Genomic DNA, 12,469 nt, shown 5'->3' with positions numbered 1-12,469 from the left:
TTAACCCCTGAGAATTAATTTGATTTGTTTAAATGGCGCTTTACCTTTTTTACGGTTGGCCTTTTCAATTTCATTACCGAGTTGGGCGCGTAATGAATCCACCAGCGCGATAAGATCGGCCAGGGATGAATAAACAAGTGTTTTATTGTTGATAGAAAGTTGTTGCAATACGCCTTGATCGTCGGACAATTTCGCCGTAATTACTTTATCAAGTAGTGATATTTGTTCGCGTAAAGTATCAGCGCGATTTTCTTTCTCGAATAAGCCGCGAATTTTTACGGGCTGAATCATGATAATTTGCAATTCTTGATTCACGATCACGATTTTGTAATTTCCGGTTGTGATTTTATCCGATGTTGTCGGAATCCCGATTGTTGCATCAGGAATTAACAGCACTTCTTCAACCGGAAATTCTTTATCGTTGTATACGATTGCGGTGTACGCATTCGGGATAGGGTCAAGAAATATATTCTGCCCTTTCACTACGGTAATTAGTGGTTGTTCCATTTGATAGCCTTATTGAAATGAATCCTATAAGGCTATTTATGGTGTTAGAAATTCATCCAGCCTGAGCGCGGTTTCTGCCTTGCCCTATTCCCCTTTTTCGGTTTTTCCGGTTCGGGTTCTTTATCGTGATTTGTCATTGCTTCAATTTCGCGATGTACGGCCTTTGGTGGCGTTATATCTTCAACTGGTGCAATTACATTACGTTTGGCTTTAATCTTGCGTAGGGATTGCCAGTTAGATAATTTCAGCACCTGGTGCATCGCTGCCAGCGCATATACCATTGTGTCTAGTGCTTCATTTCGGGTTGAGCCTTTTTTCAGCATCCAACGAACTGAATTACCAGACCGCTTTAATTCTTCCGATAATATTTGTTCTGACCAATCATCAGGAACATCATTTGATATCTGTAGCGTGGTTGGTGCATCGCCTTTCAAATTGCGGTTGATTAGCTCGCGCACCATCGTTTTACCGGAGTTAACGCCTAACACGTATAACTCTTGCCCCCCTGTTTTGGTAGGCTGTACCGGAATCACCGGAGCGTTAAAGCTGGATGAACCTTTGATCGCCTTTAGCTTTCCGAGGCGGTTACAGTTGGCGTACACAACTTGCGTTGCCTTACCGTTGCCACTGTCCAAAAAGGCCATATGCATTGGAATCTTGTCACCGTTGACCGTTCTGAAATCCGACTTCAAATATTCAATCAGGTGGGTATAGGCTTTCGAATCTCGCTTTTCGCAATCCAGATCGTAAAACATCCGGTAATCCACCAGGTAAAGCGCATTGGGTGCCACTGCTAACGTGCAACATTCAAGGCGGTCTTTCTGTTGGTCGATACCCGATACCAGGAAAACAGCATCATCAGGGATTGAATCAAGGCTAATATCCGCTTTCAGCTTCTCGAGTTCGTCAGTGCCGCAGTCGTCGTTTAAGTCGTCGAACGTCACCCCTAAGCAGGTATTAAACCAAGTGCCGAGGCTGAACGATTGGAAAGCGTCTGCATAATCCTGAACACAACTAACGATGGTACTTAACGGGCTGTACAGTCTCGATACGTGAAAACCGATACTTGCCGCGCCTGGGTTGTGCGCAACAAATCTACCTTTCGCAACTGCCCGTAATCGGTCGCCCTCCGTCCATGCCTTTTCGCAATGGGGGCAAACATAACGGGCTGTATCAGGTAGCGGGATTTGTTTTCCCTGCCTGATCCCCTTATCGAATTTGACGTTTTCCCATTTCAAGATCTGTTCGTGCTGGCAGTGCTGGCAAGGCACGTAGAAGTAACGCTGATCGGATTGGTCGAACTGCTTATTGATCGCCCCTTCCTTCACGGTTGGTGTGGAGCTGATTAACACCAGTGCTTCATCCTGAAAAGTAGTTACACGCTGTTCAGCCAGTAGCACCGGATCACCCTCTGCGCTTTCTTGTGCTGCGTCCACTTCGTCAAGTATTGCGGTCGCTAACGTCTTGCCGCGAAGATGTGACGGACTTGTTAAACTCATGCAATAGATAAACGTTCCATTGCGTAACTGAATCTGCGCCTGGTTGTTTACGGCGTCTTTGTCTGATTTGTTGGTGATGAGTTCAGCTAGTGCGGGAGTCTGTGCAATCGCGGGTTTAATCTTCCCGCTTAACCATTGGCCTAGCTCTTTGGTCGTCGATTGCAATACACCAATGTTGTGACCACTTTTCGCCATCTGGTAGAACAGCACCCCGTTTAACAGTTGGGTTTTACCGACCTGGGCGCTTGTCTTGAACACGATTTTTTTCTTACCTTCGTGTATGGCGTCCATCATTTCGCGTTGGAAACTGAACAGGCGCATTTTTTCCCCTGCGCGTGGGCCATCAACGATTGTTAAATTTTGCTCGCACCATTCGGAACAGTTGAGCATAGGTGGCGGGATCATTTGCCCCGATGCCTGTTTGAATATGTTTGATAGTTTCCGTAAATTTTTCATGAATACCCTCTCTGTGAAGGTATTTATCGAGGCCAAAAAAAAAGCCCCGAACCAGTGAAGGAACGGGGCTTTAACCAGAGTAAAACCAATGAAACTTATCGAAAACTTAATCTAAGGTAATGCCTAAAATGTCTAGTTAAAAGCATTCAGAAACACACCAGTAATGTGCTTTTGAATGCCCTTGCTAATGAGGGTCATTCTTGAAAGGGCTTGAAGCCGCTTTCCTTTCTGTACGGGTATTTAGTGAGTTAAAATTTTGCGGTATTCGGCTTTGTAGATTTCGATCAGGTCGTCTTTGCTGTATGTCTTGTCTACGTCAACGCCCTCTTTAACCAGCGCGGTGATCATCTTTTCTTTGGTCAGCTTGCCGAACTTCTTCGATTCATCGCGTACAAAGTTTGGGTGTATCGGGTTTGCTGAATAATCGGTGTCCCAATAGTCAGCCAGGGATCGGAGCACATCAGACCAATTTTTGTTTTTGTGTCCTGCCCGGTAGAACAACCCCTGAATCTTTCCTTCTATGTAGGTGTTGCATCCACGACAGAGCAACCCGCGCATATTTCCGCAGCTATGAAGATGGTCGCCGTGTGCAGCGTTCCAGGATTCGAGTTTGTCGCCGCAGATCTGACACTTGCCGCCCTGCTTCTGAAATTGGGTTTGCTTCCACGCTTCCAGCGTTTTCTTTGTGAGAATCGTCATACCGTGTACCTAAGTTGATATGACTGTATTTAGCGGGGTACGATTGGGGCGCGTTGCCCCTTCTGTTATGGGTTGGCTTGCTCTCGTGGAGGGGGTTAACGCAACTGCTTCCGTTACTCTAGATATAAATTTACAAAACTTTTTGTTACCCTAGATAGCTGGGAACCCGCATTCTACCGTTGGTGTCCGTTACTCTAGATAGCTGGCAGACCAGATCCAGCGCGGATCTCAGCCGGATAATATAATAAGTAATTCATTACCATTCGTAGCTAATTAACAGCAAAGCAAATACAAAAAACTAGATCGCGAGCGAAGCGAGTTTCATCGAGCGTAGCGAAGATGAACAGCAACCGACACTAAGAATAGTAATGATCAGATCGTAATAGTCTTTACCTGTTCACTGCGCCTTCGGCTTGTGAATGTCGGCCTACGGCCTCCAGATCTATCCTTCTTATCATTACGTAGGGTAAGGGGTATAGATATAATATATGTTTATATATAGAAGAAACTACCCTTTTTGGTATGATTATTAACCACTGATTGTACCAGTTAACCAACTGCGCTTCGCTTGTTGGTACTCGGCCTACGGCCTCGCGATCTGGTAATAATAATTACTATCTGTTTTAAGCTGCCTAAAACCCACTCTACGGGGTTCTATGCTCTAACCAATACAGATTTGATTACTTTCCATTTTAAATCGCTTCTGGTGCCGCTGGCTGGCCTTTAGCGATAGCGAAAGGCTAGTTCAACGGTACTTGAAAAGTTATTGAGTCATACCCATATAGATTAGGTGATACTACCAATGAGTTATTGACATTTTCAAATATTGATCTAGATCATTGATTCCCTGGGATTTGACTTCGTTAATGATATCCGGGATACTGACCACCAGTTAAGAAAAGAGACACTACGAACCAGACCATTTTACTGTACGACCTAACCCGCAACAGTCCCCCCGACCAGTTGCCAGCTACAAACAATTTGATACCAGTAAGGCGAGATCAAGCACTACCCCCCGATCTGATTACTGAGCGGTTAATGATAGACCGTTACCAATGCACTTTATTTGCATAATCATTCTAAAAGTCGATCCGATTTTTGCGTTTTCGCATTTCTGAAAATGTTGTGATTTTTCATAACCTTATCTGATGCAAAATTCAAATTTACGCCCGCTGTATTTTTTCGATTTTTTCGATGAATGATTATTCAAAAACCCCCTTTTTCGTGCCTGTGAAATATCCACGTATAACCCGTGGTGTGGTTTCCCTATGCCCGAAAAACAATGCACTAAATACACGTAAGCGATTCACTGAATCGTTTTTAAATTACCTAATTGTTACTGAGATACCTATGAGACTGAGAAAACTGACTGAAACCGATATCAACCGTTTAGCCGTTGAATGGCTGCAAGCTGATACCGAAGGAAAGAAAGAACTGTTGAAGAAGTACGACATTGCCAAACCCACTCTTTACCGAACCATGAAGCGTTACGGCATCGAGTTTAAAAAAATCATCCACTAAGAGAATACGAAAATGAACAATTTAACATTAGTAACAACCGAGTTTTTCACCACTGATGAAGTAATCGAGATCGGCGGTAAGGCATTTTTAAGCAAGTACCTGAACGGTGAACCAGTAATGACAGCGCGTGATCTTATTCAGATTCTGGACTGTACCGAAGATGCATTTAAGCATCATCTTAAACGTGATGGTAAATGTCTGATTCAGGGTGAAGATTTTCACCATATGAAAGGTGATGAATTAAATCACATCAAGAAAAAATTCAATGAAATCAACGGTGATTTGTTGGAGCCAAATTGGCCCTATCAAAATTTGAACAAAACGAATCAATTAAACCTGTTCACCCGTTCTGGTGTTGATGTGATGTGTCGACTAGTTGATCCGCGCTCGTTTGTGTGGAGTCTACTGAAAAGCAATTACTTCGATGTGCCGCAAGAACCAGCGTTCAAAGTGCCTGAAACGTTCGCAGAGGCTTTATTTTTGGCGGGTAAACTCGAAGCCGAACGGGTTCAATTAGCGCTTGAGAACAAAGAAAAGGAAGCGTTGCTGGTTAAGCAAGAAGCAGAACATGAAATGTTTGTTGATAACTTCTTTGATGAAAGTTCAACGATCAGCATCGGAACCTTTGCGAAGATTACAGGCGTGTTAGGTCAAAAGCGGATGTTTGCATACTTGCGTGACTCTGGCGTAATGATGGCATCACGTAACGAACCGTATCAGAAATACATGCATCATTTTGTTATTCGTGGTCAGTTCAGTACGCCATTGCTTAAATGCACTAGCGCGAAATGGTTACTTACCCGAATGGCAAAAGATAATCTGATTTCTACAAGCAAAAAAGATATGTGTTACGACAATATCAAAGCCAAATATTCCGATGATCTGGATGTAGCACTAGAAGCGGCTTTTAAAGCAGCGTAAGAAATGAACGGGGGTTAATACCCCCCTGTTGTGAAGAATAAATAATGATTAGTACAGACGAAAAAAAACCCCGTCGATTCGTAGTCAACGGGGCTTTACCTAATCTTTAACATGAATTTGCATCATCCACGATGCGGAACAACTTAACACCCAAATCAAAACACCAAACTACATAGGTATTTATATGCTAAATTTTAACACTAATTTATTCCCCCGTCCATATATCGACGAATGCACCGGATATTACAGCATCAAAGATAAAACCGCAGAACTGCAACCCGTTACATATTGGGGGGGCGACTTCGACGAATTAAAAGATTCACTTAAAAAAGTGAAATTGTATACCGGAGCCATGCGCAAACGTATTAAAACCGTATCAGATAAAGTTTCCGAAATGATGTTACCAGGTGAAAAAATCTGCTACGTGTTCCACCAATCAAATAACGTAATGACCAAGCCAGCGATCATTATTTGTATGCAATCACAATCAGGTGAAAAGCGTGTTATCTGTTCATCGGTGAAAGCCGTCATTGAATCAGACCATCACGCCTTTGGTGATCGCTGTGATTTCTACGTGGGTGAATGGAGCAACGAAACAAGCAAGAATGGCAAATCTTACGTATGGGTGAATATGTCTAAGCGTATCAGTGAAAAGCCTGTTTCATTTCGCGGTAAGCCTAAAGCAGCCCCAGAAGCGCAACCAGTAGCAACTGTGATCACCACCATTGATGATCTGATGCAAGACTACGCGCCCGAAGATTTCGACCATGAAGCACCGCCAGCGCCGTATGCATACTGGTTAGAAGATGAACCAGAAGAAGAACCGATGTTTGTTAAAATTAGCGATAACGTTTACCAGTTCAACAAGTCTTTCAAGCGCCGTATTCATGAACACAACATGAAGCAGCAGCAGTACAAGCCCGAACCAGATCCGGTAGTTCAGGCCATGTTAGCAGGTATGAAGAAAAAGCCCGTTCATATGGGATTGACCGACGAGGAACGAAAGGAGCGGGATCGGGAAAATCTACGGATAGTTGATTTCTATGCGCGTGAACACGATTACTACCAGCGCCAAAGGTACGCCGCATGAGTAACGACAAAATCAAAGCTGAACGCGCTCAATCATTAGTGGGCGCGTTCTTCGAAGTGAATGACGGCATGATCGAGGTAATCAGCTACAACGGGAATAAGCGGGTTCTGGTGCGTTTTGTCGTGTCTGGTTATTCAACCGTAACGACGATGGTTAATATCAGGAATCGCCAGGTAAAGGATAAACACAAGCCCACCATTTGCGGCGTAGGTTACGTGGGTGAAGGTGTATTGGTCAAGGGTGATGAACGTCGGAAATTGTACATGGTGTGGCGCAACATGCTTATAAGACTAACCGACAACGTGAACTTTCCGACATATGCCAACGTTGGTGTTGATCCCCGTTGGTATTGTTTCGCGGAATTTGTACATGATGTTATCACCCTGCCCGGCTATGAACGGTTCATGACGGAAAAGGATTTGAGTCTTGATAAAGATATTCGCAACCCTGGGCAAACGAAGCGGTATTGTAAAAACAACTGTATGTGGATAAGCAAGGCAGAAAATACAATACAGATGGTAAAGGAGCGGGAACAGCGAAAAGCCCCACCTGTTAAAGTACAGCAGCACACACAAGCGGCGATTAGTTCAATTCAGTGGTGAAATGGTTTCTATAAATAATAGCGTACAAGGGGAAACGGTTCCCCGCTATTAAACAGAGAAATCAAATGAACGATCAACAAATTCAACAGATGCAACAAGTAATTGTAACCCTGGAAAACGACAACGCTATTTTGGTGCGTATGCTTTCTGATGCCAATAACAACAAGCAAGTATTAAAAAGTTATTGTGAACAGTACGCCGCTAAAATTCAGGAAATGGAAAAGCAGATCCAGGCATTGCAGCCAGTACAACCGGAAGCAGTACCCGCATAATAAAAGAAACCCCGATCACATGATCGGGGTTTTGTCTTTTGTGGTATCCGTTGGGCTAGTCGTCAAAATCGTAATCAGCTTGCTCGTTATCGTCTGAATCACATCCAGTATCAGAATCGCTACCATCATCACCGTTATCATCTTGAACAGGAATATCAGTATCAGTATCGTTTCCATTTTGGGTATCTCCTGAAAGTTCGGTTAATTCTTCGTCAATTAGATAATCATCGGATTGCATCGCTTGCCCGATATCGGTTAACCGTTCGGTAATGATTGCGGTCAATACCTGCTTTAGCTCTTTGATACTGGTAGCAGCTTCCAGGATACGTTGTGTATCCACGTTGGCAATTTGCAGCATTGATGAACGCACCGTAGATGAATGCTTGTTAACGGCAGCTTGTACGAGCGATACCGGGATCAGATCACCAGCTTGTGTTGCTTCATCCATTTCAGCCATTGACGCAAGCGCATTCTCACGGCGTAACTTTGCCTGTTTCAATTCTTCCGATGTATCAAGCGTCTTGAGGTTGTTCAGGATGTTTTTGATAATCCATTCTGTACCCTCTTTTTCTGGAATCTTTCTATTGTTGGTGTTGTACGGTAGACCGCGCAGAATCCATTTCTTCACGGCTTGTGGTGTGTAGTCGTACCGTCTGCCAACTTCCGAAACGGTGATAAAATTTTCTGGTTTCATGCGTAATATTCTCTCTGGTTATAACGCTGCATATTTTTATGTATTTATGGTGAGAGAAACGCCTGCTGAAAATACGATCATTTGTAAAGAAATCAGTAACATGGATGTTACAACATTTGAAAAATTGTAGGGGAATTTCGCGGGATTGATAGGCGTAGGCTTTTGAACTGAACCAGCTTTAAAAATTCATATATGACGCAAAGAACGGGCTTTCGAAACTTCCCAAAAATCAATGATTTGGAAGGAACCTAAATCAAAATTTTCAGAACCCTTTGATGTGATTTTTCATTCGGGATATCATTAACTTCAATTACTTAGCGATATTATTTAACATTCGCTGCCTTTTAAACCTACACATACAGGTACAGCGTGTGAGCGACGAAAGACCAACTCATTTTTATAAGTATCGATCTATCAACTTTATCGATGATGCGGCTTTATCTGTAGAAGAACGTTTAAAAAATGATTATTCAATTAAGAATCTGTTGAACAATGAATCTACCTTCTCGAGCCGATTAGTTTTCAATGATTTGTTTGATTCAAAAATTGATATTATTCCTCCAACACCGGAAGAATTTGAAGCATTGATACCATTGATATTAGACAAAGTAGAAAGCAGCACAGAAGAAAATTTATCATTTTCTGCCCTATTACAAGCTGAACGCGTTGAAATAGTAACCGGGTGTGTACATAACGGAAAGTTTACGGATAAAGGTATTCAATTTTTAGAAAGTCAAAAAAAGACCCTCACCAGACAAATTGACTGTTATCCTTTTATATGCTTTTCGAGTAACAAAAAAAGTAACTTAATGTGGTCGCATTATGCTGATTCACACAAAGGTTTCTGTATAGAGTTCAAGGCTGATGGAGTACAAGCCGATAAGGTTGAATATAAAGAATTTATACCGAAAATGAATTTGATAGATTGGTGTCGGTTATATTTTGGCCTTGACGGTGACGAAAATACAGGTGCATATCTAGGTCACTATCTAGGCGATCTAATCTGGAAAGCATTACGAACAAAACTTATTGAATGGCAATATGAAGATGAATATCGTTATCAACCTAGTAATGATATTGCATACCCATTTCAAGGAAATAAAAAATACTGCCAACTTAGCTATGATCCTGATTGTATTGAATCGATTATATTAGGTTGGAGAATGCCAGTTGAAATTAAAAATTACATCATCGAGCATATGCCACCAAACACTAAATTTAATCAAGCCTACCCCGGACTAAGCACCATTGAGATCATGGACTATCAAGAATGGTTGGACTCTAAACGGGCTTGATATCGGCGTTCGCGTTCTGCCTTACCATCAATAAACTGTTCCATTGATTCAGCAAAGGTTAGCGCTTCTTTTCGTACACTGCGTGGGAGGTTAACAACAGTGTTCACCGTGTTGTGTACCGTTACGGGGCGTTGTTCCAGCTTAAACAATCTAGCGTTAATACCCTGGATAGATGCGCGTTGCTGGCGGGTGAGTGCTTCCAGGTAGGCTATGCGTTCATCTTGCTGATGTATGTGTTCTTCTGCTTTCATCAATTCGAATACTAGGTTCATGGTGTTATCTCTGTTGTTGTGGGCGTTCTGCCCTTCTCCTTCTATTTATCCCTTTATATAGATGTGCCTATCCTATACTGTGCATTTATACAGTACACCGTAAAAACCTAACCGATTGTTTATGATGTGAGCAGATAAGAAAGAAAGCGGGTGTATTGTGTGATTTAGATCAAATAATCACAGTGTTTATACTTGCATGTTGGGAAGGCCGAGGAACAATGCCACAGTGGTCAATGGGTTAGCCAGCGGCAGTAGCACCACTAATCCAAACCCTATGGCCTTAACCAATTCCATCATCTTTTACCCTTTCATTCGGTTGCTTTATGCGCTGCTGAGTATAGCAGCCAACCTTCTGCGTTTACGTTATCGGATTTGTATCAATGTTAAAAACTGAACGGTTTTAGCTATTCGTGTCATCGCAGAACCATCACGTTGACTTATGGTTGCCTGAGCAATAATATCTGCCGTGATTAAATATACTTGCCTGGGCAATCATAGTGAAAAGCACCAACGATCTGTTTAACGAAGTCATTCCTTTGGGGCGCCTTATCCATATGGTTAACCAGCATAAGGATCGCCTGCTAAACGATCACCTTTCCCCTCTCGATATCACCGCTACGCAATTTAAGGTGCTTTGCAGCATTTATTGCGAAGGGTGTTTGCAACCGGTGGAATTGAAGAAAGCGTTGTCGGTAGACCTCGGTGCGCTCACGCGCATGTTAGATCGCCTACTGTCCAAAGGATGGATCGAACGCTTGCCCAACCCAAACGACAAACGCGGTGTGCTGGTACGACTGACTCCAGAAGGGAAAACGTTGTGCGAAAAATGCCACCAGCTTGTGGGGCAAAACCTGCATCAAGAGCTAACTAAAAACCTGACAGATGACGAAGTGAACACACTTTATCAACTGCTGACAAAAGTATTACCGTAAAACCTGAAAAGAGGTGAAACGATGTCCAGACGGAACAATGATGCCATAACAATTCAAAGCATTTTGGACTGGATAGAAGAGAATCTGGAAAACCCTCTGTCACTTGAGAAGGTTTCACAGCGTTCTGGTTACTCGAAGTGGCACCTGCAAAGGATGTTTAAAAAAGAGACTGGTCATTCATTAGGCCAATACATCCGTAATCGCAAATTGACCGAGATCGCCCTCATGCTTAAAGAAAGCAACGAGCCGATTCTCTATTTAGCAGAGCGTTATGGGTTTGAGTCACAACAGACACTCACCCGCACGTTCAAGAATTACTTCTCTGTGCCACCTCACAGATACCGCGTTGCGTGTTCAGGTGGCGAAGGAAAGTTTATTCACCCGCTAAATCATTAAAAAATTAACAAACGCTATGCAACCGTCTGGTTAAAACAGACACCGAGGATTTATGAAACGTTTTATCGGCGCTGTAAGCCTGGTACTGATTCTGGCTTCCGCTAACGCTCTGGCGGAGCAGCCCGGCAGTTTTAACGCCACCCAAAGCAATCACGGCGGGATGATTCTCCCTCCTTCTGACAGCCATACCAATTGCAGTTCCCACGAAACGATTGGTGATAAATCAGAGTTATTGGGTACGCCTTACTACCACGAAAGCACGCGCTAATTTCCGCATCTGGCGGGCGCACTTACGCTAGCCCGCCAGATGAAATTAACTCACTATCGCTCGTCTAATCCGCAAGCCAAAGACGTTAATATACAAGCCGCCCATAATCAGTAACGCCCCTGCCAACTGCGTGAACGACAGTGTTTCATCCAGTAACCACGCGGCACTCGCCATCCCCACAACGGGCACCAGCAATGACAATGGCGCAACTCGCCAGGTTTCATAGCGCCCCAATAAACTTCCCCAAATGCCATAACCGACTATCGTCGCCACAAAGGCCAGATATACCAGCGACAAAATCGTCGTCATATCAATGGCAATCAGGCTTTGCCACATCACGTTTGGGCCATCAAGCAAGTAACTGGCGGCAAAGAACGGCAGTACTGGTATTAATGCGCTCCACACCACCAAAGACATAATGGGTGGACGAGGTTCAAGCTGCATGATTTTCTTATTGAAGATATTCCCACATGCCCAGCTAAGTGCCGCCGCTAACGTCAACATAAAACCGAGCAAAGCAACATGCTGCCCACCGAGACTGCCCTCAATCAACACCAGCACCCCGATCACCGCGAGCGTTATTCCCGCCAACTGTTTACCTTGTAGGCGCTCCTGAAACACAAACGCACCAAGGATAATGGTGAAAAATGCCTGCGCCTGCAGCACCAGTGAAGCAAGTCCAGCGGGCATACCAAACTTGATAGCGCTAAACAGGAACGCAAACTGCCCAAAACTGATAGTCAGCCCGTAAGCGGCAAGCAGGCGAAAGGGAATTTTAGGACGCGCGACAAACAGCAACGCGGGAAAGGCAACCAGCAGAAAGCGCAAACCAGCCAGTAACAGCGGCGGCATATTGTGTAATCCCATCTTAATGACTACAAAATTAAGCCCCCACACGACAACCACCAGCATCGCCAGTAGCCCATCTTTACGCGTCATACCCTGCCCTCGTTTTATTGCAATTTTGTTAAAATTTAAGGCTATATCCAATCTGAAAACAGATACAGATCGCACTTTTAAGCATAAGCACAGAAAGCATTCCATG

General features: G+C 43.6%; 15 protein-coding genes and 1 pseudogene. 9 read left to right on the top strand and 7 right to left on the bottom strand.

The window, feature by feature from the left end:
- The 3 genes from M977_RS21595 to M977_RS21585 all read right to left on the bottom strand — a co-directional run bounded on the left by M977_RS21595 (nt 1) and on the right by M977_RS21585 (nt 3,161).
- The gene (locus tag M977_RS21595; protein WP_064518803.1) at nt 1–507 is read right to left on the bottom strand and encodes a hypothetical protein; all 507 of its coding nucleotides are present in this window, start codon (nt 505–507) and stop codon (nt 1–3) included.
- A gap of 44 nt (nt 508–551) precedes the next feature.
- Nucleotides 552–2,327, bottom strand: a complete 1,776-nt coding sequence (locus tag M977_RS21590) for a terminase gpA endonuclease subunit (RefSeq protein WP_245163527.1) — start codon at nt 2,325–2,327, stop codon at nt 552–554.
- Between the two features lie 375 nt (nt 2,328–2,702).
- Nucleotides 2,703–3,161 (bottom strand): endonuclease domain-containing protein, encoded by a 459-nt coding sequence (locus tag M977_RS21585; RefSeq protein WP_064518801.1) that lies wholly within the window; start codon nt 3,159–3,161, stop codon nt 2,703–2,705.
- Nucleotides 3,162–4,511: 1,350 nt separating this feature from the next.
- On the opposite strand from M977_RS21585, the gene M977_RS25345 reads away from it, so the two are divergent.
- The 5 genes from M977_RS25345 to M977_RS21565 all read left to right on the top strand — a co-directional run bounded on the left by M977_RS25345 (nt 4,512) and on the right by M977_RS21565 (nt 7,567).
- Complete coding sequence (locus M977_RS25345) at nt 4,512–4,682, top strand: hypothetical protein (protein ID WP_157092107.1); 171 nt, start codon at nt 4,512–4,514, stop codon at nt 4,680–4,682.
- A gap of 12 nt (nt 4,683–4,694) precedes the next feature.
- Complete coding sequence (locus M977_RS21580; protein WP_064518800.1) at nt 4,695–5,603, top strand: phage antirepressor KilAC domain-containing protein; 909 nt, start codon at nt 4,695–4,697, stop codon at nt 5,601–5,603.
- A 352-nt stretch (nt 5,604–5,955) separates the two neighbouring features.
- A complete protein-coding gene (locus tag M977_RS21575) occupies nt 5,956–6,693 on the top strand; it encodes a hypothetical protein (RefSeq protein ID WP_157092106.1) in 738 nt (245 codons plus the stop codon).
- Nucleotides 6,690–7,295, top strand: coding sequence for a hypothetical protein (locus tag M977_RS21570; RefSeq protein WP_064518798.1), 606 nt, complete (start codon nt 6,690–6,692; stop codon nt 7,293–7,295). The genes M977_RS21575 and M977_RS21570 overlap by 4 nt, the downstream gene beginning before the upstream one ends.
- A 65-nt stretch (nt 7,296–7,360) precedes the next feature.
- Nucleotides 7,361–7,567 carry a hypothetical protein gene (locus tag M977_RS21565; protein WP_064518797.1) on the top strand — a complete coding sequence of 69 codons (207 nt, stop codon included), beginning with the start codon at nt 7,361–7,363 and terminating at the stop codon, nt 7,565–7,567.
- 55 nt (nt 7,568–7,622) lie between these two features.
- On the opposite strand, the gene M977_RS21560 is transcribed toward M977_RS21565, so the two are convergent.
- A complete protein-coding gene (locus M977_RS21560; RefSeq protein WP_064518796.1) occupies nt 7,623–8,261 on the bottom strand; it encodes a hypothetical protein in 639 nt (212 codons plus the stop codon).
- Nucleotides 8,262–8,632: 371 nt separating this feature from the next.
- Between M977_RS21560 and M977_RS21555 the strand changes: the two genes are divergently transcribed.
- Complete coding sequence (locus M977_RS21555) at nt 8,633–9,556, top strand: DUF2971 domain-containing protein (protein ID WP_064518795.1); 924 nt, start codon at nt 8,633–8,635, stop codon at nt 9,554–9,556.
- On the opposite strand, the gene M977_RS21550 is transcribed toward M977_RS21555, so the two are convergent.
- Entirely contained in the window at nt 9,526–9,828 is a 303-nt protein-coding gene (locus M977_RS21550; protein ID WP_064518794.1) for a hypothetical protein, read from the bottom strand. The genes M977_RS21555 and M977_RS21550 overlap by 31 nt on opposite strands.
- Before the next feature lie 204 nt (nt 9,829–10,032).
- Nucleotides 10,033–10,125, bottom strand: a pseudogene (locus M977_RS24670) (stress protection protein MarC); the annotation flags it as partial.
- Nucleotides 10,126–10,325: 200 nt separating this feature from the next.
- On the opposite strand from M977_RS24670, the gene marR reads away from it, so the two are divergent.
- The 3 genes from marR to marB are packed head-to-tail and all read left to right on the top strand — an operon-like array spanning nt 10,326 to nt 11,424.
- On the top strand, nt 10,326–10,760 hold the full coding sequence (marR, locus tag M977_RS21545) for a multiple antibiotic resistance transcriptional regulator MarR (protein ID WP_064518793.1): 435 nt from the start codon (nt 10,326–10,328) through the stop codon (nt 10,758–10,760).
- A 21-nt stretch (nt 10,761–10,781) separates the two neighbouring features.
- Complete coding sequence (gene marA / locus M977_RS21540; protein WP_064518792.1) at nt 10,782–11,156, top strand: MDR efflux pump AcrAB transcriptional activator MarA; 375 nt, start codon at nt 10,782–10,784, stop codon at nt 11,154–11,156.
- 52 nt (nt 11,157–11,208) lie between these two features.
- Nucleotides 11,209–11,424, top strand: a complete 216-nt coding sequence (gene marB, locus M977_RS21535) for a multiple antibiotic resistance regulatory protein MarB (RefSeq protein WP_064518791.1) — start codon at nt 11,209–11,211, stop codon at nt 11,422–11,424.
- 45 nt (nt 11,425–11,469) lie between these two features.
- Here marB and eamA read toward each other — a convergent pair whose 3' ends face one another.
- Nucleotides 11,470–12,363: an O-acetylserine/cysteine exporter gene (gene eamA / locus M977_RS21530; protein ID WP_064518790.1), complete on the bottom strand. Its 894-nt coding sequence runs from the start codon at nt 12,361–12,363 to the stop codon at nt 11,470–11,472.
- Between the last annotated feature and the right edge of the window lie 106 nt (nt 12,364–12,469).

Source organism: Buttiauxella gaviniae ATCC 51604 (assembly GCF_001654835.1).
Taxonomy (GTDB): domain Bacteria; phylum Pseudomonadota; class Gammaproteobacteria; order Enterobacterales; family Enterobacteriaceae; genus Buttiauxella; species Buttiauxella gaviniae.
This window is presented reverse-complemented; position numbering and strand designations above follow the sequence as displayed.

Excerpts from the sequence above, each read along its gene's own strand:
- M977_RS21595 (WP_064518803.1), bottom strand. The coding sequence starts at position 507 with ATGGAACAACCACTAATTACCGTAGTGAAAGGGCAGAATATATTTCTT.
- M977_RS21590 (WP_245163527.1), bottom strand. The coding sequence starts at position 2,327 with ATGCGCCTGTTCAGTTTCCAACGCGAAATGATGGACGCCATACACGAA.
- M977_RS21585 (WP_064518801.1), bottom strand. The coding sequence starts at position 3,161 with ATGACGATTCTCACAAAGAAAACGCTGGAAGCGTGGAAGCAAACCCAA.
- M977_RS25345 (WP_157092107.1), top strand. The coding sequence starts at position 4,512 with ATGAGACTGAGAAAACTGACTGAAACCGATATCAACCGTTTAGCCGTT.
- M977_RS21580 (WP_064518800.1), top strand. The coding sequence starts at position 4,695 with ATGAACAATTTAACATTAGTAACAACCGAGTTTTTCACCACTGATGAA.
- M977_RS21575 (WP_157092106.1), top strand. The coding sequence starts at position 5,956 with ATGCGCAAACGTATTAAAACCGTATCAGATAAAGTTTCCGAAATGATG.
- M977_RS21570 (WP_064518798.1), top strand. The coding sequence starts at position 6,690 with ATGAGTAACGACAAAATCAAAGCTGAACGCGCTCAATCATTAGTGGGC.
- M977_RS21565 (WP_064518797.1), top strand. The coding sequence starts at position 7,361 with ATGAACGATCAACAAATTCAACAGATGCAACAAGTAATTGTAACCCTG.
- M977_RS21560 (WP_064518796.1), bottom strand. The coding sequence starts at position 8,261 with ATGAAACCAGAAAATTTTATCACCGTTTCGGAAGTTGGCAGACGGTAC.
- M977_RS21550 (WP_064518794.1), bottom strand. The coding sequence starts at position 9,828 with ATGAACCTAGTATTCGAATTGATGAAAGCAGAAGAACACATACATCAG.
- marA (WP_064518792.1), top strand. The coding sequence starts at position 10,782 with ATGTCCAGACGGAACAATGATGCCATAACAATTCAAAGCATTTTGGAC.
- marB (WP_064518791.1), top strand. The coding sequence starts at position 11,209 with ATGAAACGTTTTATCGGCGCTGTAAGCCTGGTACTGATTCTGGCTTCC.
- eamA (WP_064518790.1), bottom strand. The coding sequence starts at position 12,363 with ATGACGCGTAAAGATGGGCTACTGGCGATGCTGGTGGTTGTCGTGTGG.